The sequence below is a fragment of the Enterobacter sp. C3_dUdeg genome (assembly GCF_057536195.1).
The window spans coordinates 1,099,579-1,120,888 of record NZ_BAAKFX010000001.1 but is presented as its reverse complement, the minus strand read 5'-3'; the positions used below and the strand labels follow the sequence as shown (position 1 = coordinate 1,120,888).

The 21,310-nt window shown below is 58.9% G+C and carries 19 protein-coding genes; 15 read left to right on the top strand and 4 right to left on the bottom strand.

Annotation, left to right across the window (positions count from 1 at the left end; genetic code table 11):
- Nucleotides 1–66: 66 nt before the first annotated feature.
- From AC27FC_RS05205 to paaZ, 3 genes are all read right to left on the bottom strand, one after another.
- Entirely contained in the window at nucleotides 67–2,040 is a 1,974-nt protein-coding gene (locus AC27FC_RS05205) for an alkyl/aryl-sulfatase (protein ID WP_196354452.1), read from the bottom strand.
- Between the two features lie 168 nt (nucleotides 2,041–2,208).
- Nucleotides 2,209–4,485: a primary-amine oxidase gene (gene tynA / locus AC27FC_RS05200; protein WP_196354450.1), complete on the bottom strand. Its 2,277-nt coding sequence runs from the start codon at nucleotides 4,483–4,485 to the stop codon at nucleotides 2,209–2,211.
- 471 nt (nucleotides 4,486–4,956) lie between these two features.
- Nucleotides 4,957–6,999, bottom strand: a complete 2,043-nt coding sequence (gene paaZ, locus AC27FC_RS05195) for a phenylacetic acid degradation bifunctional protein PaaZ (protein ID WP_094935215.1) — start codon at nucleotides 6,997–6,999, stop codon at nucleotides 4,957–4,959.
- Between the two features lie 285 nt (nucleotides 7,000–7,284).
- Here paaZ and paaA point away from each other — a divergent pair, with 285 nt between their 5' ends.
- The 15 genes from paaA to AC27FC_RS05120 all read left to right on the top strand — a co-directional run bounded on the left by paaA (nucleotide 7,285) and on the right by AC27FC_RS05120 (nucleotide 20,011).
- Nucleotides 7,285–8,214, top strand: a complete 930-nt coding sequence (paaA, locus tag AC27FC_RS05190; RefSeq protein WP_232926339.1) for a 1,2-phenylacetyl-CoA epoxidase subunit PaaA — start codon at nucleotides 7,285–7,287, stop codon at nucleotides 8,212–8,214.
- Nucleotides 8,215–8,226: 12 nt separating this feature from the next.
- Entirely contained in the window at nucleotides 8,227–8,514 is a 288-nt protein-coding gene (gene paaB / locus AC27FC_RS05185) for a 1,2-phenylacetyl-CoA epoxidase subunit PaaB (RefSeq protein ID WP_196354447.1), read from the top strand.
- A gap of 8 nt (nucleotides 8,515–8,522) precedes the next feature.
- Nucleotides 8,523–9,269: a 1,2-phenylacetyl-CoA epoxidase subunit PaaC gene (gene paaC / locus AC27FC_RS05180; RefSeq protein WP_196354445.1), complete on the top strand. Its 747-nt coding sequence runs from the start codon at nucleotides 8,523–8,525 to the stop codon at nucleotides 9,267–9,269.
- Nucleotides 9,270–9,280: 11 nt separating this feature from the next.
- Complete coding sequence (paaD, locus tag AC27FC_RS05175) at nucleotides 9,281–9,778, top strand: 1,2-phenylacetyl-CoA epoxidase subunit PaaD (protein ID WP_039262618.1); 498 nt, start codon at nucleotides 9,281–9,283, stop codon at nucleotides 9,776–9,778.
- A gap of 7 nt (nucleotides 9,779–9,785) precedes the next feature.
- On the top strand, nucleotides 9,786–10,856 hold the full coding sequence (paaE, locus tag AC27FC_RS05170; RefSeq protein ID WP_196354443.1) for a 1,2-phenylacetyl-CoA epoxidase subunit PaaE: 1,071 nt from the start codon (nucleotides 9,786–9,788) through the stop codon (nucleotides 10,854–10,856).
- Nucleotides 10,853–11,620 carry a 2,3-dehydroadipyl-CoA hydratase PaaF gene (gene paaF / locus AC27FC_RS05165; RefSeq protein WP_196354441.1) on the top strand — a complete coding sequence of 256 codons (768 nt, stop codon included), beginning with the start codon at nucleotides 10,853–10,855 and terminating at the stop codon, nucleotides 11,618–11,620. Before paaE ends, paaF begins: the two co-directional genes overlap by 4 nt.
- Nucleotides 11,620–12,408, top strand: a complete 789-nt coding sequence (gene paaG, locus AC27FC_RS05160) for a 2-(1,2-epoxy-1,2-dihydrophenyl)acetyl-CoA isomerase PaaG (protein WP_094935220.1) — start codon at nucleotides 11,620–11,622, stop codon at nucleotides 12,406–12,408. The genes paaF and paaG overlap by 1 nt, the downstream gene beginning before the upstream one ends.
- Nucleotide 12,409: 1 nt before the next feature.
- Nucleotides 12,410–13,834 (top strand): 3-hydroxyacyl-CoA dehydrogenase PaaH, encoded by a 1,425-nt coding sequence (gene paaH, locus AC27FC_RS05155; protein WP_196354439.1) that lies wholly within the window; start codon nucleotides 12,410–12,412, stop codon nucleotides 13,832–13,834.
- Entirely contained in the window at nucleotides 13,824–14,246 is a 423-nt protein-coding gene (gene paaI / locus AC27FC_RS05150; RefSeq protein WP_196354437.1) for a hydroxyphenylacetyl-CoA thioesterase PaaI, read from the top strand. Before paaH ends, paaI begins: the two co-directional genes overlap by 11 nt.
- Nucleotides 14,246–15,451: a 3-oxoadipyl-CoA thiolase gene (gene pcaF / locus AC27FC_RS05145; protein WP_126327645.1), complete on the top strand. Its 1,206-nt coding sequence runs from the start codon at nucleotides 14,246–14,248 to the stop codon at nucleotides 15,449–15,451. Before paaI ends, pcaF begins: the two co-directional genes overlap by 1 nt.
- Nucleotides 15,452–15,478: 27 nt before the next feature.
- Entirely contained in the window at nucleotides 15,479–16,795 is a 1,317-nt protein-coding gene (paaK, locus tag AC27FC_RS05140; RefSeq protein ID WP_045888536.1) for a phenylacetate--CoA ligase PaaK, read from the top strand.
- A gap of 229 nt (nucleotides 16,796–17,024) precedes the next feature.
- Nucleotides 17,025–17,960, top strand: a complete 936-nt coding sequence (paaX, locus tag AC27FC_RS05135; RefSeq protein ID WP_033145431.1) for a phenylacetic acid degradation operon negative regulatory protein PaaX — start codon at nucleotides 17,025–17,027, stop codon at nucleotides 17,958–17,960.
- Nucleotides 17,961–17,969: 9 nt separating this feature from the next.
- Nucleotides 17,970–18,566: a phenylacetic acid degradation protein PaaY gene (gene paaY, locus AC27FC_RS05130; RefSeq protein ID WP_023619119.1), complete on the top strand. Its 597-nt coding sequence runs from the start codon at nucleotides 17,970–17,972 to the stop codon at nucleotides 18,564–18,566.
- Between the two features lie 73 nt (nucleotides 18,567–18,639).
- A complete protein-coding gene (locus tag AC27FC_RS05125; protein ID WP_316992822.1) occupies nucleotides 18,640–19,011 on the top strand; it encodes a nuclear transport factor 2 family protein in 372 nt (123 codons plus the stop codon).
- 256 nt (nucleotides 19,012–19,267) lie between these two features.
- Nucleotides 19,268–20,011, top strand: coding sequence for an SDR family oxidoreductase (locus AC27FC_RS05120; RefSeq protein ID WP_087822507.1), 744 nt, complete (start codon nucleotides 19,268–19,270; stop codon nucleotides 20,009–20,011).
- 22 nt (nucleotides 20,012–20,033) lie between these two features.
- Here AC27FC_RS05120 and AC27FC_RS05115 read toward each other — a convergent pair whose 3' ends face one another.
- On the bottom strand, nucleotides 20,034–21,266 hold the full coding sequence (locus tag AC27FC_RS05115; RefSeq protein ID WP_094935223.1) for a serine hydrolase domain-containing protein: 1,233 nt from the start codon (nucleotides 21,264–21,266) through the stop codon (nucleotides 20,034–20,036).
- Nucleotides 21,267–21,310: the final 44 nt, after the last annotated feature.

Below are 21,310 nucleotides of genomic sequence, written 5' to 3'. Positions count from 1 at the left end.
TTTTACCCTTTCTGGCTAACACGTGAAGCAGGAAAGGGCGGACGAACCGCCCTTTTGCGTGCACCGTTACGGTGTCACAATGTTAAACCAGAAATCAAACTTGTCCATATAGCTAAGCATGGCATCAAGTTTCGCGCTGTCGCCAGTAATTTTAATATTTCCGCTGTCCTGGGCCTGTTTCAGCGTCACCTCCTTGAGGATGATTTTATTCAGGGTGTCACGGTTAAGCGTCAGCGTCGCGTCCGCCTCTTTTGCTTCCGCGTTCGCCGTGTGGTTCAGCACGCCGTTTTCCAGCTCGAGTTTGTACTTCCCGCCATCGCTGCCCAGATCGATGTTAAACACCGATTTGGCGTCACCCGCTTTTTGTCCGTTGATATGGACAGCCAGATAGTCAAAGAACATCTCTGGCGTCATCGCGCGCACCGTATCCGGGCTGGCGGTATTCGGCGTTGGCCCTTTCACCACGCCGTTACGCAGCTCCTGCGCACCGGTCAGGTAAAAGTTACGCCACGGACCGGATTCAGCCTGGTAGCCAAGCTGTTCCAGCGCATCCGCTTCCAGGTTGCGTGCCGCCTGGTTATTCGGATCGGCAAAGACCACTTTGCTCACCACCTGCGCCACCCAGCGGTAGTTACCCTGGTCGAAGTCGGTTTTCGCCTTGCTCAGGATGGCATCCGCGCCGCCCATATACTCCACGAATTTCTTCGCGCCTTCTTCAGGCGGCAGTTCATCCAGCGTCGCCGGGTTACCGTCAAACCAGCCCAGATACAGCACATAGGTGGCTTTTACGTCATGGCTCACCGAACCGTAATAGCCGCGGTTGGCCCAGGTATGCGCCAGTGAATCCGGGAGCTTGAAGTTCGCTGCGATTTCGTCGCGCGTCAGCCCTTCGTTGGCCATACGCAGCGTCTGGTCGTTGATGTAACGATAGAGATCGCGCTGGCTTTTCAGCAGCTTGACGACGTTTTCGTTGCCCCAGGTCGGCCAGTGGTGCTGCGCCATGATGATTTCAGCTTTGTCACCCCAGCGCACAATCGCCTGGTTGATGTACTTCGACCACGGCAGCGGCTCGCGGATTTTGGCCCCGCGCAGCGAGTAGGTGTTGTGCAGGGTATGGGTCACGTCCTCAGCGGATTCAATCAGTTTTTTCTCTTCGATATACCAGAGCATTTCCGATGGCGCTTCGGATCCCGGTGCGAGCATAAAATCATAGGTCAGGCCGTCGATAACCTCTTTTTGCCCGTCTTTCTCAATGATATTGGTCGGGGCAATCAGCGTGACCGTCCCGGCGGAGGTCGTTGTCCCAAGACCGGCACCCACCTGGCCCTTGGCATCGGGCTTCAGCAGGTTGCCATACATATAGCTGGCGCGGCGGCTCATCACGTTGCCCGCCATGATATTCTCGGCAACGGCCGCTTCCATAAACCCGGCTGGCGCGTAGACCTTCACTTTGCCGGACTTCACGTCGGCTTCATCCACCACGCCGCGCACGCCGCCATAGTGGTCAACGTGGCTGTGGGTATAAATAATGGCGACGACAGGCTTCTTGCCGCGATTTTTAAAATAGAGATCCATCCCGACCTTCGCCGTTTCTTCCGACACCAGCGGGTCAACCACGGTAATACCTTCTTTCCCTTCAATGATGGTCATATTTGACAGGTCAAGATTTCGGATCTGATATACGCCATCGGTCACTTCAAACAGGCCGCTAATATTAATCAGCTGAGATTGACGCCATAAGCTGGGATTAACGGAGTCCGGTGCTTTATCGCCTTCTTTAATAAATGAATATTGCTGTGGATCCCAGATGACATTCCCTTGTTCCCCTTTGATAATTTCCTGAGGAATCGGTGCAATAAAGCCTTTATGGGCGTTCGTAAAATCGGTGTTGTCGGAGAAAGGAAGCTGATTAAACAGGGCGTTATTGGCTTGTTGCGTTGCAGTCGTGGCATCCTTCGGGGCGTCTGCGGCATACGCGGAACTGACGGAAATAACAAGTCCTGCCAGAGCAAGACTCCTGACGATCAAATTGAATTTCATCCTAAACCTCTCAGTGATGTATTACGTCGCTTGTGGAAAATTCGCGTCCTGGCTAAAAGTGGTTCAAGAAATGCAATGGAAATATATGAGGTAGAAATAACTATAATCGGGGAGTGGTATTCAGCAAGTAAATGGATGAAAAACCGGGCATTGCGCCCGGTACGTTATTTATTTCTGTTCCTCTTTCTTTTTCCCTAGCGTTGGCGTCTCGTCGAAGAAGTTCCACGGTTTAAGCAGGGTATGCACCCATTCCGTCGGCATGATCGGCCACTCTTCCGCGCGGGCGACGTGGGTGGTGCCGGTGGTCATCCAGACCACGTCATCCCGATCGTTGAGCGACTCGTTATCCTTGCTGTACTGCCCCAGGCCCGTGTCGTGTACGGAACGGTTCGGGAATTTTCCTTCCGGGTAGAGCTCATCTGGATGGTAACGGGTTACCCACAGCTGTTTGTCCATAAAGCTCAGGCGATGGTAGATCCACTCGTCCGGGGCAAATTTCGCGCCGGTCGCCACCGGGTGCGTACCGCCCGCGTAAGGGATAATCTGGTACGAGACCGGGTTGCCCATGCGGTTCTCTTTACTGGTGTTGCTCAGCAGCCGAATGGTGCCCGGGTCGAATTTCTGCGCCGCCTGCTGCTCGGTATCAATATCATACTGATTGATCTGCATGGTGCTGGTGCGCGGGCCCCCGGCGGTATTCGGCTTCACTTCTGGATCCATCGCCACCAGCTTGTTGTTGATGCCGTCCACGTCCATATCGAGACGGAAGTTGTAGATGTGCTGGTGCGTGGTGCCCACGATGTTATGGTCGATCAGCGTGCCGTATTTGGTGTCGTCTTTGGCGGTGGCGTCGTGCATGGTTTTCGCCTGAACGCCTTTCACCGCTTCGATACCCGTCGCGCCAGCATCAATGCCGATGGTGCCATTTTCATGGAACACCCAGTCGAAGATGTAATCGTAGTTGCCCACGGTACTCACCCAGCGCACCACCAGCTCGCGGCGCTCGGTGCTGACGTTTGGCTGACCCATCTCCTGGTGTTTATATTCCGGCCCGGCGTAGCGTTCGAAAATGGCGATCGCGCGCGGGATCTCCATCGGCGCGCCGGTGTAATCCGGAATGGTTTCATTGAGCATCACGGCGTTGGACGGCACGTCTTTACCGCGCACCAGCGGTGAGGTCAGGGTGCCCATACCGTAGTCGCCGGAGTCGAGGTAGGCTTTAAAGTACCAGCCCACGTCCGGATCGCCATAAGGGACGATCATGCCGCCGAGTGACCCCTGATACATCACCTGGCGCTTTTTGCCGTTGTCGTTATAGGTGACGGTTGAAATCATCGGGCCGACGCGGGAGTCCAGGCTCAGGTGGAAATCCCAGTTCTGCCAGTGCACCATATCCCCGGTGATGGTGTAGTTCTTGCCTTCCGGCTCGACGATCTCCAGGGGTTTCTTCACCGTTTCTACGCGGTCGCGGCCATCATAGGGACGCGGGGTCATGGGAACCGGAACAACGGCGCCTTCTTCAATCTTCTGGATCTTTTTCTGCTCAAGATCGACAACCGCGACCAGGTTTTCAATCGGGTGCGCCCAGTAGTTGCCGTCGCCCACGTCCAGATAGCTCACCACCTTCAGCAGGCGATCTTCCTGCTTCAGGCCGTCTTTACCGTCGAAATAGCCGACGGTCAGCGGCGTGGTAATCACTTTTTTCGGGTCGGTGATGCCGTGTTTTTTAAGCACCTCGGCGAACTCGGTACTTTCGTTGATGATCTGCTGAACCGCGGTGAAATCGTCCAGCAGCACCATGCCGTGCGCGTCTTTTACCGGTTCCCAGCGCAGGATTTTTTTATCCTTCAGGTCCACCACGCTTTCGATAACGTGCTTGCCATCAAGCATGACGATCTTCGCCTGACGCGGGGCATCCACTGCCGTACCGTTAAGCACAAAGTCCCACACTTTGGCTTTCTCGGGCTCTGCCAGGGCGATCTGGGTAAAGCGGGTATTCGGCTTAAAGTCCGCCGAGGCTTTTACAATCTCAACGGCCTGCTTAATTTCGTCCGCCGTTAGCGCGTTTAACGGGTGAGGGCGTTTTTCAACCTGGAAGGTCTGGTCAAGGCCGGACTGGAAAACATCGTTGATGAAGGTATCTGAAATAAAGGCTTTCTTGCCTTTCATCACCACCGGCACCTGAAGCCTGAGGGTTTTACCGTTGACGATGGCGGTTTTTGCGCCCGGCTTGACCTTCACAAAGGCACCGTCTTTCGCAATGGTGAACATCTGTGCGTAATCATCCCACTGAACGTCCGCACCAAAGTCCTGCAGCGTTTTGTCCATCGGGACCATATGCGCCTCACTGCCGTGGGCGAAAACAGGGGATTGCCAGGCGCAACACAGCGCAACGGCCATGGCCAGCGCCGTTCTACGGGCAGAAAAAGAAGAATTGCTTCCCATCGTAGACCTCATCTTGTTGTGTTTATACCCGTCATACTTCAAGTTGCAGGTGCGTTGGCTGCACTCACTCACCCCAGTCACGTACTTATGTACGCTCCGGGGGATTCGTTCCCTTGCCGCCTTCCTGCAACTCGAATTATTTAGGGGATATTGTGTTGTGACAGCCTTATCCTGACAGGCGCCCGAGAAAAGCGTTTGCCTGCATCTGCCAGATTATTTGTCAGCCTTGCCAGGTTAAAAAAAGAGCGGGGATAAATCACAGGCCGGGCCATTTCCTCTCCCCACAAATGATGTCAGCACAGACGGCCCCCTCTCCCTTGAGGGAGAGGGCTGGGGTGAGGGGGAACATACGGCTGTGGAGGTTATTCCGTTCACTTTATGTTGAGGGCCTTGCTGAAGGCCCCCAGTGAATCTGTAAGCAGCGTCAAATTACCGGGAGCCACCAGCCATTGTGGTAAAGGGGAAGGGACGTTAGCTGAATTCGCCCTGCTGGCGCGCCACCAGCGTCAGGATGGAGTAGAGCGCCACGGCCTGCTGGTGCTGGTTGAAGATCTCAACCGCCCATTCCACCACGCCGGTTGGTTTTTCCTCGGCGGTACGCTGTTTCTTCAGCGTTTTACGTTTGCAGGTCAGACGCACCTGAATGGTATCGCCCGGCTTAACCGGCTCGATAAAGCGCAGGTTTTCCATGCCGTAATTGGCAATAACCGGCCCGACGCCCGCATCAACAAACAGTCCCGCCGCGGCGGAGATCAGGAAGTAGCCGTGCACCACGCGCTCGCCAAAGATCGACTCTGCCGCGCCTATCTTGTCCATATGGGCGTAGAAATGGTCCCCGCTCAGGCAGGCAAAGTTCACGATGTCCGCTTCCGTGAGGGTGCGGCGCGGCGTCAGCAGGCTATCGCCCGGCTGCAGCTCCTCAAAGTATTTGCGGAACGGATGAACGCGATCTTCCTGCACCGTTGCGCCACGCACCCACTGTTTGCCAATGGCGGCCAGCATCGTCGGGCTGCCCTGAATCGCGGTGCGCTGCAGATAGTGCTTCACCGCGCGCAGGCCGCCCAGCTCTTCGCCGCCGCCCGCGCGGCCCGGGCCGCCGTGCACCAGCTGAGGCAGCGGGGAGCCGTGGCCGGTAGACTCTTTTGATGATTCCTCGTTAAGGATCTGAATGCGTCCGTGGGCGCGCGCCGCGCCGGCAATAAACTCGCGGGCAATGGCCTGGTCTGCGGTGACCAGCGTACCCGCCAGGCTGCCGCCGCCCGCGCGGGCAAGCTGCATCGCGTGGCGTGCGTTGCGATACGGCATCAGCGTCGCAACCGGGCCGAAGGCTTCGGTTGAGTGCACCGCCGGGGTTTCGTCCGGCTGCGGGCAGAACAGCAGGGTCGGTGGGAAGAACGCGCCCGCGGCCTGCAGATCCGCTTTGCCGCCCAGACGGATCTGGCAGCCAGCGGCGATCAGTTGCTCCACTTTCTCCTGCACGTCCGCGCGCTGTTCGGCGTTGACCAGCGCACCCATCTTCACCCCTTCCTGCGCCGGGTCGCCCACCACCACTTTTTCCAGGCGGGCAATCAGCGCCTTGCTCACCGCGTCAATCTGGTTTTGCGGGACGATAATCCGGCGAATGGCCGTACATTTTTGCCCGGCTTTAGCGGTCATCTCGCGGACCACTTCCCGGACGAACAGCGCAAACTCCGGCTGTTCCGGCGTGACGTCTTCCCCCAGCACGCAGCAGTTCAGGGAGTCGGCTTCCATGGTGAACGGAATCGAATTCGCCACAATATTCGGGTGCACGCGCAGGCTTTGCCCGGTGCTGGCGGAGCCGGTAAAGGTCACCACGTCCTGGCTGTCGAGCTGGTCGAGGAGATCCCCCGTGCCGCCGCAGATCAGGCTGATGGCGCCGTCCGGCACCAGTCCGCTGTCGACGATGGATTTCACCATCGCCTGCGTCACCTGCGCGGTCGCGGTAGCGGGTTTGATGATGGCGGGCATGCCGGCAAGCCAGGTCGGCGCCAGCTTTTCCAGCATCCCCCAGCAGGGGAAGTTAAAGGCGTTGATGTGCACCGCCACGCCGGATTTGGAGGTGAGGACGTGGCGCGCCGCAAAGCCGCCTTCTTTCGACAGTGGGATTAACTCGTCTTCCGGCCACAGCGTGTCATCCGGCAGCTCGCGGCTGCCCAGGCTGGCGTAAGTGAAGAGGGTGCCGATGCCGCCTTCAATATCCACCCAGCTGTCCGCCTTCGTTGCGCCCGTCTGAGCTGACAGGGCATAGAACGCCTCTTTTTCGCTGAGCAGGTGCTTTGCCACCGCCTTCAGCATGGCAGCACGTTCGATAAAGGTCATCTCGTGAAGCGCTTCCCCGCCGCGCTCAATCGCATAGCGACGGGCGGCCACCATGTCCAGCCCTTCGCTGGTCACGCTCCACAGGGCTTCGCCACTGATGGCGTGATGAATAGTGCGCTCGCGGCCCCGGCCAGACTGCCAGGTACCGGATAAGAAGCTGGCTAACTGCTGCATCGCTTATCTCCAAATGTTACGTGATTTACTCATTAATAGTTTGATCGTGAATCATAAAAATCAAGCTGAGTTTTTAATGAATTGTTAACGTTGTGATCTGGCTGGATGAATCGCATCGCTTGAAGACGCTTTCTGAAAGGCCTGATGCAAAAGCCTTGCGAGCAGCATCACAAAACCAGGAAACAATTCTTGGGGTTATATTTAACCTATGTGTAACTTCTAAAAAACAAAGTGATTCAACATTACGCCTTAATTTGCAAACTAACGAATCATAAAGGTGATGACGTGACGCAAGAACAACGGTTTGAGCAGCGCATAGCGCAGGAGACGGCGATTGAGCCTCAGGACTGGATGCCTGACGCCTACCGTAAGACGTTGATCCGTCAGATTGGTCAGCATGCGCACTCCGAAATTGTCGGCATGCTGCCGGAAGGGAACTGGATCGCCCGCGCGCCGACGCTGCGCCGAAAAGCGATCCTGCTGGCGAAAGTTCAGGACGAAGCCGGGCACGGACTCTATCTCTACAGCGCGGCGGAAACGCTGGGCTGCGCGCGGGAAGACATCTACCAGAAAATGCTCGACGGCAGGATGAAATACTCCTCCATCTTCAACTATCCGACCCTGAGCTGGGCCGATATCGGCGTGATCGGCTGGCTGGTGGACGGTGCCGCTATCGTCAACCAGGTGGCGCTGTGCCGGACCTCCTACGGTCCGTATGCCCGCGCGATGGTGAAAATCTGTAAAGAAGAGAGCTTCCACCAGCGCCAGGGCTTTGAGGCCTGCATGGCGCTGGCGCAGGGCAGCGAGGCCCAGCGTCAGATGCTGCAGGACGCCATCAACCGCTTCTGGTGGCCAGCGCTGATGATGTTCGGGCCGAACGACGACAACTCACCGAACAGCGCCCGCAGCCTGGCGTGGAAAATCAAACGCTTCGGCAATGACGAACTTCGCCAGCGCTTTGTCGACAACACGGTGCCGCAGGTGGAGATGCTGGGCATGACGGTGCCGGATCCCGACCTGCGTCTGGATGAAGAGAGCGGTCATTATCGCTTCGGCGAGATCGACTGGCATGAGTTTGACGAGGTCATCAGCGGGCGCGGCATCTGCAACCACGAGCGCCTGGCCGCCAAACGTAAAGCCTGGGAAGAGGGGGCGTGGGTGCGCGAAGCCGCACTGGCGCACGCGGAAAAACAGCGCGCCCGTCAGGCCGCATAAGAGGAAATAACCATGAGCAACGTCTACTGGCCGCTGTACGAAGTGTTCGTACGCAGCAAACAAGGGTTATCCCACCGTCACGTGGGCAGTCTGCATGCCGCCGACGATCGCATGGCGCTGGAAAATGCGCGTGATGCCTACACCCGCCGCAGCGAAGGGTGTTCTGTCTGGGTGGTTAAGGCGAGCGAGATTGTCGCCTCCCAGCCGGAAGAGCGCGGTGAGTTCTTCGACCCGGCGGAAAGCAAGGTCTACCGCCACCCGACGTTCTACACCATCCCCGACGGCATCGAGCATATGTGAGGCAAAGAATGAATTCAGTGACTGCCTATGCCCTGCGTCTGGGCGACAACGGTCTGGTGCTTTCCCAGCGTCTCGGCGCCTGGTGCGGCCACGCGCCGGAGCTGGAAATCGACCTCGCGCTCGCCAATATCGGTCTCGACCTGCTGGGCCAGGCGCGCAATTTCCTGACCTATGCCGCGGAGCGGGAAGGCCGGGGCGATGAAGACACGCTGGCGTTTGGCCGCGACGAGCGCCAGTTCCGCAACGTCCTGCTGGTGGAGCAGCCGAACGGCAGCTTCGCCGACACCATTGCCCGCCAGTACCTGATGGATGCCTGGAACGTGGCGCTGTACGAACGGCTGACCCAAAGCAGCGACGGCCAGCTTGCGGCCATCGCCGCCAAAGCGATTAAAGAGGCGCGCTACCACCTGCGCTTCAGCCGCGGCTGGCTGGTGCGTCTGGGCGACGGGACCGAAACGTCCGCGCAAAAAATGCAGCAGGCCATCGACAACCTGTGGCGTTTTACGGCGGAGCTGTTTGAAGCCGATGACGTCGAGCTGGCCCTGATTGACTCGGGCGTGGCGGTTGACCCGCGCGTCCTGCGCCAGCCGTGGGAAAGCGAAGTCTTTGCCGGTCTCAATGAGGCCTGCCTGCAGGTTCCCGCAGAGGTGGCGTACCGCACCGGGGGCAAGAGGGGGCTGCATACCGAACATCTGGGCCCGATGCTGGCGGAAATGCAGTACCTCCAGCGCGCGTATCCCGGTCAGCAGTGGTAAAGGAGAACGCTATGCAACGCCTCGTCGACATCGCGCCCGCGCAAATCCCGCAGATCTGGGCGCTGTTAAGCCAGATCCCCGATCCGGAAGTGCCGGTATTAACCATCACCGATTTAGGCATGGTGCGCAGCGTGAAGGCGCAGGGGGAAGGCTGGGTCATTGGCTTCACGCCAACCTACTCGGGCTGCCCGGCAACGGAGCACCTGCTGGGGGCGATCCGCGACGCGATGACCGCGAACGGCTTTACCCCGGTACACATTGTGCTCCAGCTTGAACCCGCCTGGACCACCGACTGGATGACCGCCGACGCGCGCGAGCGCCTGCGGGCGTACGGCATCAGCCCGCCCGTGGGGCATAGCTGCCACGCGCACGCGCCTGTGGAGGTGACCTGCCCGCGCTGCGCCAGCACCGACACCTCGCTTATCAGTGAATTTGGCTCGACGGCCTGCAAAGCGCTCTACCGCTGCAACACCTGCCGTGAGCCCTTCGACTATTTCAAATGCATTTGAGGCTGCCATGACAACGTTTCATTCATTAACAGTGGCAAAAGTGGAACCCGAAACCCGCGACGCGGTGACCATCACGTTCGCGGTGCCACAGGCGTTGCAGGACGCCTACCGCTTCCGCCCCGGCCAGCACCTGACGTTAAAAACGAAGCTTGGCGGGGACGAGCTGCGCCGCTGCTACTCCATCTGCCGGAGTACCGCCCCGGGCGAAATCAGCGTGGCGGTCAAAGCCATCGACGGCGGGCGCTTTTCCCGCTATGCGCGGGATGAGATCAAAGCGGGCATGGCCCTGGAGGTGATGGTGCCTCAGGGACAGTTTGGCTACCAGCCGCGGGCTGAACGTGAAGGCCACTATCTGGCGATTGCGGCAGGCTCCGGGATCACCCCGATGCTGGCGATTATCTCCGCGACGCTGGCGACCGAACCCAACAGCCAGTTCACCCTGATCTACGGCAACCGCAGCAGCGAGAGCATGATGTTCCGCCAGGCGCTGGCGGACCTGAAGGACAAGTACACGCAGCGGCTGCAGCTGGTCTCCATCTTCAGCCAGGAGCGGCTGGACAGCGATCTGCTTTATGGCCGCATCGACGGGGAAAAGCTGCAGGCGCTGGCGAAAACCCTGATTAACTTCCGCCAGTACGACGAGGCGTTTATCTGCGGCCCGTCGGCGATGATGGACGACGCCGAAGCGACGCTGAAGGCGCTGGGGATGCCGGACAACTCCATTCACCTTGAGCGCTTTAACACCCCGGGAACCACCGCAAAACGCGCGGTGCATGTCCAGGCGGAAGGACAGAAAGTGACCGTGCGCCAGGACGGGCGCGACCGCGAAATCACCCTGACGGCGGACGACGTAAGCATCCTGGATGCCGCCCTGCGTCAGGGGGCGGATCTTCCGTATGCCTGCAAGGGCGGCGTGTGCGCCACCTGTAAATGCAAAGTGCTGCGAGGAAAGGTGGACATGGCGACCAACTACAGCCTGGAGCCGGACGAGCTGGCCGCCGGATACGTGCTGAGCTGCCAGTCGCTGCCGTTAACCGCCGACGTGATTGTCGACTTCGACGCGAAGGGGATGGCATGAGCGAACTGATTGTTACCCGTCATGGCCGCGTGCTGCAGCTGACGTTAAACCGTCCGGCGGCGCGCAACGCCCTCAATAACGCGCTGTTAACCCAGATTGCCGAGCAGCTTGAGTCCGCCGCAGCAGATGCCGACATCGCCGTCTGCGTGATTTACGGCAGCGAGCGCTGCTTTGCCGCCGGGGCCGATCTCAACGAAATGGCGGAGAAAGATCTGCCCGCCACGCTGAACGATATCCGCCCGCAGCTGTGGGCGCGCATTAACGCTTTTCATAAACCGCTGATTGCCGCCGTGAACGGCTTCGCGCTGGGCGCAGGCTGCGAGCTGGCGCTGCTGTGCGACGCGATCGTTGCTGGCGATAACGCCCGTTTCGGCCTGCCGGAAATTACGCTGGGCATCATGCCCGGCGCGGGCGGCACCCAGCGTCTTATCCGCAGCGTCGGTAAATCCCTTGCCAGCAAAATGGTGCTGACCGGCGAGAGTATCTCCGCGCAGCAGGCGCTGAGCGCCGGGCTGGTGAGCGACGTTTTCCCGCCAGCGCTGACGCTGGAGTATGCCCTGAAGCAGGCGGCGCTGATGGCGCGCCACTCTCCGCTGGCGCTGCAGGCGGCGAAACAGGCGCTGCGCCAGTCTCAGGAGGTGCCGCTCCAGGCCGGACTCGCGCAGGAGCGTCAGCTGTTTACGCTGCTTTCTGCCACCGAGGATCGCCGGGAAGGCATCGACGCCTTCTTACAAAAACGCACCCCCGACTTTAAAGGACGCTAATTGTGGAATTTATTCTCAGTCATGTTGAGCAGGGCGTAATGACCATTACGCTGAACCGTCCGGAGCGTCTGAACAGCTTTAACGACGTGATGCACCAGCAGCTTGCCGAGTGCCTGAAACAGGCCGAGCGTGATGACACCGTTCGCTGCCTGCTGATCACCGGGGCGGGTCGCGGCTTTTGCGCCGGTCAGGATCTGAACGACCGCAACGTCGACCCCAACGGCCCGGCGCCGGATCTGGGGATGTCCGTTGAAACCTTCTATAACCCGCTGGTGCGCCGCCTGGCAAAGCTGCCGAAACCGGTGATTTGCGCGGTTAACGGCGTAGCAGCGGGGGCGGGTGCGACGCTGGCGCTGGGGTGCGATATGGTGATCGCCGCCCGTTCCGCCAACTTCGTGATGGCCTTCAGCAAGCTCGGCCTGGTGCCGGACTGCGGCGGCACCTGGCTGCTGCCGCGCGTGGCCGGACGCGCCCGCGCTATGGGGCTGGCGCTGCTCGGCGACAAGCTCAGCGCCGAACAGGCGCAGGCCTGGGGGATGATCTGGCAGGTGGTGGATGACGAACAGCTCTCCGCTACGGCGCAGCAGATGGCACTGCACTTTGCGTCTCAACCGACCTTCGGGCTGGGGCTGATCAAGCAGGCGATCAATGCCGCGGAAACCAACACCCTGGACGCCCAGCTCGATCTGGAGCGCGACTACCAGCGCCTGGCCGGGCGCAGCGACGACTACCGCGAGGGCGTCAGCGCCTTCCTGGCGAAGCGCGCGCCGAACTTTACGGGGAAATAAGATGCTGAACATACGGACTGTCGCCGTGATTGGCAGCGGCACGATGGGCGCAGGGATTGCCGAAGTCGCGGCCAGCCATGGGCATCAGGTGCTGATCTACGACATCTCCAGCGACGCGATATCGCGGGCCATCGACGGGATCCGCCAGCGTCTGGCCTCCCGGGTGACGCGCGGAAAACTCTCCGCCGATGCCGGGAGCCAGATCCTCGCCCGGCTGCTTCCGGTCACCGATATCGAGGCGCTCGCCGCGGCCGATCTGATTATAGAAGCGGCCTCCGAGCGTCTGGAGGTGAAAAAGGCGCTGTTTGCTCAGTTGGCTGAGATCTGCCCGCCGCAAACGGTGCTGACCAGCAATACCTCATCCATCTCCGTTACGGCGATTGCGGCGGACGTCCACCACCCGGAGCGGGTCGCCGGACTGCACTTCTTCAACCCGGCACCGGTGATGAAGCTGGTGGAGGTGGTCAGCGGGCTGGCGACCTCTCCGGAAGTAGCCGACGCGCTGTGCGAGCTGGCGCTGAACTGGGGCAAACAGCCCGTTCGCTGCCAGTCAACGCCGGGGTTCATCGTCAACCGCGTCGCGCGTCCGTTTTATTCCGAAGCCTGGCGCGCGCTGGAAGAGCAGGTCGCGCCGCCGGAGGTGATTGATGCCGCCCTGCGCGACGGCGGCGGTTTCCCGATGGGGCCGCTGGAGCTGACCGACATGATTGGTCAGGACGTGAATTTCGCGGTGACCTGCTCGGTATTTAACGCCTTCTGGCAGGAGCGTCGTTTTCTGCCTTCGCTGGTGCAGCAGGAGCTGGTGCTGGCAGGAAGGCTGGGCAAAAAGAGCGGGAAGGGCGTCTACGACTGGCAGGGTGACAAACCCGACGTGCAGTGGGTGCCGGCCGTGAACGACAGCTACAGCCCGATGCGCGTGGAAAGAAGACGTGACGGTGTCACCGAAATTGATGAAGTGTACCTGATTGAAACGCAGGGCGAAACCGCTCAGGCGCTGGCGCTGCGGCTCAACGGCGCGGTGGTGGTGGTGGACCGCATTGAGCGCGACGTGGCGGTGATTGCGGCGGCGGCCAGCAACCCGCACACCGCGACGCAAAAGGCCATCCGCTACCTGCAGCAGCAGGGTAACCGGGTGGTGCAAATTGCCGATTATCCCGGCCTGCTGGTCTGGCGCACGCTGGCAATGATTGCCAACGAAGCGCTGGATGCCCTGCAAAAAGGGGTCGCCAGCGAGAAGGACATCGATACCGCCATGCGCCTGGGCGTGAACTACCCGAGCGGGCCGATCGCCTGGGGCGAGCGGCTGGGCTGGCAGCGCCTGCTGACGCTGCTGGAGAACCTGCAGCGTCATTACGGCGAAGAGCGCTATCGCCCCTGTTCACTGCTGCGCCAGCGCGCGCTTCTGGAGAGTAGCTATGAGTCATAACGCCTGGCATAACGCCCGCGCGATGTACGAACGGGACGCCTGCGCGCAGGCGATGGGGATGGACATTGTCGCCATGGACGAGGGCTACGCGGTGGTGACCATGACCATCACCCCGCAGATGCTTAACGGCCATAAAACCTGCCACGGCGGACAGCTTTTTTCGCTGGCAGACACCGCCTTTGCCTACGCCTGCAACAGCCAGGGGCTGGCGGCGGTAGCCTCAGGCTGCTCGATTGATTTTCTGCGTCCGGGCTTTGCCGGGGACACGCTCACCGCCACCGCGCGGGTGATGCATCAGGGCAAGCTGACCGGCGTGTACGACATTGAAATCCAGAACCAGCAACAGAAAACCGTCGCCCTTTTTCGCGGGAAATCTCACCGCATCGGCGGCAGCGTGACAGGAGAGGCCTGATGCGTGACGCATTTATTTGTGATGGCGTTCGAACCCCGGTGGGTCGCTACGGCGGCGCGCTTGCCGCAGTCCGGACCGACGATCTCGGTGCCGTGCCGCTGCGCGCGCTGCTGGCCCGCTATCCCCAACTCGACCTCGAGCGGATCGACGATGTGATTTTCGGCTGCGCTAACCAGGCGGGGGAAGATAACCGCAACGTAGCGCGCATGTCGTCCCTGCTGGCCGGGCTGCCGCAGACGGTGTCCGGAACCACCATTAACCGCCTGTGCGGGTCGGGTCTGGACGCGATTGGGTTTGCTGCCCGCGCCATTAAGGCGGGCGATGGCGAGCTGCTGATTGCGGGCGGCGTGGAGTCCATGTCCCGCGCGCCGTTTGTGATGGGTAAAGCCACCGCCGCGTTTCAGCGTCAGGCGGAAATCTTTGATACCACCATCGGCTGGCGATTTGTGAATCCGCTCATGCATCAGCAATTCGGAACTGACAGTATGCCGGAAACGGCAGAGAATGTAGCTGAATTGTTAAATATCAGCCGTGCCGATCAGGACGCATTCGCGCTGCGCAGCCAGCAGCGTACCGCGCAGGCTCAGCAGAACGGCATTCTGGCGCAGGAGATTGTGTCGGTACCGGTGCCGGGAAAAAAAGGGACGGTCACTGAGTTCAGCGTGGATGAACATCCGCGCGCGGACACCACGCTCGAACAGCTCGCCGGGCTAAAAACGCCGTTTCGTAAGAACGGGGTGGTCACGGCGGGGAATGCCTCCGGCGTCAACGACGGCGCTGCGGCGCTGATCGTCGCCAGCGAGAAGATGGCGCTGGCGCAGGGATTGGTCCCGCGCACGCGGATCGTGGCGATGGCGACGGCGGGCGTGGAGCCTCGTCTGATGGGGCTCGGCCCGGTCCCGGCCACCCGCAAGGCGCTGGAGCGCGCCGGACTCAGCATTAACGATATGGACGTTGTCGAGCTTAACGAAGCTTTCGCCTCGCAGGCGCTGGGCGTGCTGCGCCAGTTAGGCCTGCCGGATGATGCCGCGCACGTCAACCCGAACGGTGGCGCGATTGCGCTGGGCCACCCGCTGGGCATGAGCGGTGCCAGACTGGCGCTGGCCGCGAGCAACGAACTGCACCGACGCGGCGGGCGCTACGCGCTGTGTACGATGTGCATCGGTGTGGGTCAGGGCATTGCCATGATCCTTGAGCGTGTTTGAGCATAAAAACAATGTGAGTACCCTACAATGACAAATACAACAAAGCTTGATCCGATTGAAACGGCCTCCCTTGACGAGCTACAGGCTCTGCAGACCGAGCGTCTGAAATGGACGCTGCATCACGCCTACAACAACGTGCCGATGTACAAACGCAAGTTTGACGCGGCGGGCGTTCACCCTGACGATTTCAACGAGCTGGCGGATATCCGTAAATTCCCGTGCACCACCAAGCAGGACCTGCGGGATAACTATCCGTTCGATACCTTTGCCGTGCCGATGGAGCAGGTGGTGCGTATTCACGCCTCATCCGGCACCACCGGCAAACCGACCGTTGTCGGCTACACGCAGGGCGACATCGACAACTGGGCCAATCTGGTGGCCCGCTCCCTGCGCGCCGCGGGCGGCAGCGCGAAGGACAAAATTCACGTGGCGTATGGCTACGGCCTGTTTACCGGCGGGCTGGGGGCGCACTACGGCGCCGAGCGTTTAGGCGCGACGGTGATCCCGATGTCCGGCGGCCAGACGGAGAAACAGGCGCAGCTGATCCGTGATTTCCAGCCGGATATGATCATGGTGACGCCGTCCTACTGCCTCAACCTGATTGAGGAGCTGGAGCGCCAGATGGGCGGCGATGCCAGCGGCTGTTCCCTGCGCGTGGGCGTCTTCGGCGCCGAGCCGTGGACGCAGGCCATGCGTCGCGAAATCGAAAAACGCTTGGGCATTACCGCGCTGGATATCTATGGCCTCTCCGAAGTGATGGGGCCGGGCGTGGCGATGGAGTGTATCGAAACCGTCGACGGCCCGACCATCTGGGAAGATCACTTCTACCCGGAGATCGTCAACCCGAACGACGGCACGCCGCTGGATGACGGCCAGCAGGGCGAACTGCTGTTCACCACGCTGACCAAAGAGGCGCTGCCGGTGATCCGCTACCGCACCCGCGATCTAACGCGTCTGCTCCCGGCCACCGCGCGCAGCATGCGCCGCATGGACCGCATCAGCGGGCGCAGTGACGATATGCTGATCATCCGCGGCGTCAACGTCTTCCCGTCGCAGCTGGAAGAGGAGATCGTCAAGTTCGAACACCTTTCTCCGCACTATCAGCTGGAGGTGAACCGTCGCGGGCATCTTGATTCACTTTCCGTGAAGGTCGAGCTGAAAGAGAGTAGCCTCACGCTGACCCATGAGCAGCGTTGCCAGGTGTGCCACCAGCTTCGCCACCGCATTAAGTCGATGGTGGGGATTTCCACCGACGTAATGATTGTTAACTGCGGCAGCATCCCGCGCTCGGAGGGCAAAGCCTGCCGGGTGTTTGACCTGCGTAAAGCTGCGGCCAACGGCTAAGTTTTCCCTCACCCCGGCCCTCTCCCAAAGGGAGAGGGTGTAAACAGTTCCTTCTCCCAAAAGGAGAGGGTGTAAACAGTTCCCTCTCCCAAAAGGAGAGGGTGTAAACAGTTCCCTCTCCCAAAAGGAGAGGGTGTAAAAGTTCCCTCTCCCTTTGGGAAAGGGTTAGGGTGAGGGGCTATCCCAGAATCCTATGCTATGATTCATCCAGGACAAAAATAACAACAGAATGAATCACATGAATAAACTCGACGCCTTTATCCAGCACGCGGTCAGCTCCGTTCCCGTCAGCGGGACCTCGCTTATCTCCTCGTTATACGGTGACGCGCTTTCCCATCGCGGCGGTGAGATTTGGCTCGGTAGCCTGGCCGCCCTGCTGGAAGGCATGGGGTTTGGCGAGCGCTTCGTGCGCACCGCGCTGTTTCGCCTCAACAAAGAGGGCTGGCTGGACGTTTCCCGCATCGGACGTCGCAGCTTTTACCGCCTGAGCGATAAGGGGCTTCGCCTGACGCGTCGCGCGGAGAATAAGATTTACCGTGCGGAACTGCCCGCATGGGACGGCAAATGGCTGTTGCTGCTCTCCGAAGGTCTGGATAAAACCACCCTTGCCGACGTCAAAAAACAGCTGATCTGGCAGGGGTTTGGCACGCTGGCGCCGAGCCTGATGGCCTCGCCGTCGCAGCATCTGGCGGACGTGCAGTCCCTGCTTCACGATGCCGGCGTGGCGGAAAACGTGATTTTCTTTGAAGCCCACTCGCCGCTGGCGCTCTCCCGTGCCGCGCTGCGTTCGCGGGTGGAGGAGTGCTGGCAGCTAACCGAGCAAAACGCGATGTACGAGACGTTCATCGATTCATTCCGCCCGCTGCTGCCGCTGTTGAAAGAGGCCGCGCCGGAGGAGCTGACGCCGGAACGCTGTTTCCAGATCCAGCTGCTGCTGATTCACTTTTATCGTCGCGTGGTGCTGAAAGATCCGCTGCTGCCGGAAGAGTTGCTGCCCGCGCACTGGGCGGGGCAAAGCGCCCGACAGCTCTGCATTAACATCTATCAGCGTGTCGCGCCGGGGGCGCTGGCGTTTGTCAGCGAGAAGGGCGAAACCTCCGTGGGCGAGCTGCCCGTGCCCGGCACGCTCTACTATCAACGCTTTGGTGGTCTTACAAGCGCATAAGGAGCGAAGATGCCAGTTTATCAAATTGACGGTCTGACGCCGGTCGTACCGGACGAGAGCTATGTTCACCCGACGGCGGTGCTGATTGGCGACGTGATTCTGGGCAAAGGCGTTTACGTCGGTCCTAACGCCAGCCTGCGCGGTGATTTTGGCCGTATCGTGGTGAAAGACGGTGCCAACATTCAGGATAACTGCGTGATGCACGGCTTCCCGGAGCAGGACACGGTGGTGGAAGAGGACGGGCATATCGGCCACAGCGCCATTCTCCACGGCTGCGTGATCCGCCGTAATGCGCTGGTGGGCATGAACGCGGTGGTGATGGACGGCGCGGTCATCGGTGAAAACAGCATCGTCGGCGCGGCGGCGTTCGTGAAGGCGAAAGCGGAGATGCCCGCCAACCATTTGATTATCGGCAGCCCGGCCAAAGCGATTCGCGAGCTGAGCGAGCAGGAGCTGGCGTGGAAGCAGCAGGGCACGCGGGAGTATCAGGTGCTGGTGGAGCGCTGCAAGCTCACTATGCACCAGGTGGAGCCGCTGCGCGAGGCTGAGCCTGACCGGAAACGGCTGACGTTTGATGAGAACTTAAGGCCGAAGTCGGCGGTGTAGGGGGAAGGTCCGCTTCATGGCAGGAGCGGCCATTGCCTTAGATCGATTATCGTTTTATAAACACTGACATGTAATGAGGGCAATCACTATGCTCCTTGAGAAGCTTATTAGACTTGAATGTTCTCTACATGGCGACATGCGAAAAGACAGGGAGTGGCTTGAACAAATACTTCATAAAGAATTTAGAGAAATAACACGTACAGGCGTGTTAGTCACTCGTACAGAGACAATAGAATGCCTTTCTGCTGAAATAAATGCGCCAACTATTCTCAGTCGCGATTATCAACTCATCAACGTAAGCGATAATTTCGCTATATTACATTACAGGACGTTTAATCCAGATGGCAGTCGTACTTCTCTTCGTTCTTCATGTTGGGAGCGTTTTGATAATGACCAGTGGAAACTGGTTTTTCATCAGGGGACTCCCGAGTCGAAAGAGAGTTAAATATAAAATCGGAGAATGGCGCAGTATAGATTATTAATCAAAGTTAAATTCAAGAATAAATAAACCATTATCCGAGTCCAGTAAACCAGGCGTTGGCAGCTTGTGCCGAAGAAAGAGGTAGCTAATTCTCTGGGGAAATATAAAAGACGCTCAAGCGCTCTTTCCCGCTGTAAATGGCACTAACGGGAAGATGTTACCCGCCTCATCATGCTATTAATTCTCGATACAGACTCATCACGACAGAGGACGCAGAGTTATGCTGAGGGGTAAAAGAGCTGTTATCACGGGTGGCGGCGGGGGATTTGGTCAGGCGCTGTGCGTCTGGCTTGCCCGAGAGGGCGTTGAAGTGGATTTTAGCGCCCGTCGGGCGGTGGATATTCAAAAAACCTGCAGCCTCATCGCGGCTGAAGGTGGTGAGGCGAAAGGGTATCTCTGTGATTTAGCCCTGCCGGAATCCATTTCTCAGTTTTCTTCGCAGGTCTTACATTCAGACAGGCCAATCGATATTTTAATTCTGAATGCTGCTCAGTGGTTGTCCGGGACAATAGACGAACATTCGAGCACAGAAATCTTCAATACCGTCAGTTCAGGCCTGACAGGTTCAATCCTGCTAACCCAGGCAATGCTTCCGGGTTTAAGACGCTCAGACAGTGCAGACATCATTGCAGTTATCTCTGCGTGCGGTATTCCGAACTTTACAGATTCGATTGCCCATCCCGCTTTTTTTGCCAGCAAACACGGGCTCAGCGGCTTTACAACGAAACTGTCAGAACACTTATCCAAAGAAAACATTCGGGTAACCGGATTATATCCGCCTGATTTTGAACTGACCGGTTTAGATGCGCATGTCGATAATCAATCAAGAATGGGGGAGCGTCTGGTGAATGGATGGTCAATCTGGGAAACGATTCGTTTTGTACTGACTCAGCCTCGAAGTTGCCATATTAGTACTATCTACTTTCAGGGGCCGACTCGCGAAGATCTTGCGCATCAGGCCTGAATCTGACGGCGGGCGTTCACTACTATTGCTGATAAACGCGTTTTGGAATCTCATTAATCGCAAAGCGGCTGCCAGGGCTCTGGCTGTCTTTTTTCGCCATATCCATTAATAGCGCGATGCCAATGTAATTACTCCAGTTAAAGGTATTTTGCAGCACCACCACCGCATTGCCTTTTTCTTTGTCATAGCCGATAAAGCTGGAGTAACCGCCGATATAGCCGACCTGATAGGTGATTTTTTCCAGACCGATAAAGTCGGTGGTCCAGGCAATACCCTGCACTCCGTCAGGGCGTTGAATATCGGTATTTCTCACTTCGGCAAAGACATTGTCCAGCAGGGGATTGTGGGTCGTTGAGACGTGATAGCGGGCATAGGCCGCCAGATCTTCGGCGTTGCTGTACAAGCTCGCTGCCGCCACCATGTTGTTGGAAAAATGCCAGTCCGGGGTGAGCTGCCCGCGCGGGATGAATTTCGGCTGATCGCCCGCGTGGCCGAGCGCCCGCTGCGGGTAGCCTTTGAGCTGCTGGGGAATAAAGCTGCTGTTAGCCATTTGCAGCGGACGGAAAATATAGCGTGAGGCTAAACTCTGGATATCTTCGCCGGTCTTGTGCTTCAGGATATAGCCGATCAGGGCGTAGCCGGTATTGGAATATTGCGGCACTTTATTCTTTGGCGCCCGCCAGTCGGCGAGGTAGCGCAGCACGTTATCGCTGTCCAGCTCGCTATAAAAATTTTCGCCCGTGCTTAAATAGCCGATGAATTTCCCAAGCATCGGAACATCCATATTCTGACGCGGCAGGCCGGAGGTGTGGGTTACCAGTTCAAGCAGGGTGATTTTTTGTGCATCCGCGCTAAGCGGCGTCCCCGGCGGTAGCAATGTCGCCAGGTTATCGTTCCAGTTCAGTTGCCCTTCATTCACCAGACAAGCCACCACTTCCGCCGTGATCCCTTTGCTGAGCGAGCCGAGCGCAAACAGGGTGTCGGACCTGACCGGATAGCGATTGACCGCATCGGTTACGCCCCATGTGTAAAACTGCGGCGAGCCGTGATTATGGATCACCGCGACCGTCATCCCGGGAACGGATTTTTGCGCCATATAGTGACGCACCACGCTGTCAACGTCGCCATCCAGCGAATCATGGGTGAGAAGTTCCTGAGTACCTTCCGGGGAGGACATCTGTGAGAGCGTGCCACAACCGCTGAGGAGTGGGAGAGTAAGCAGAAGCCAGCGAATTTTTTTTGTTATGTTCTGCATACCTGATAGCGAGTGTGGTGGTCATTGGCGCGCCAGGAATGTAT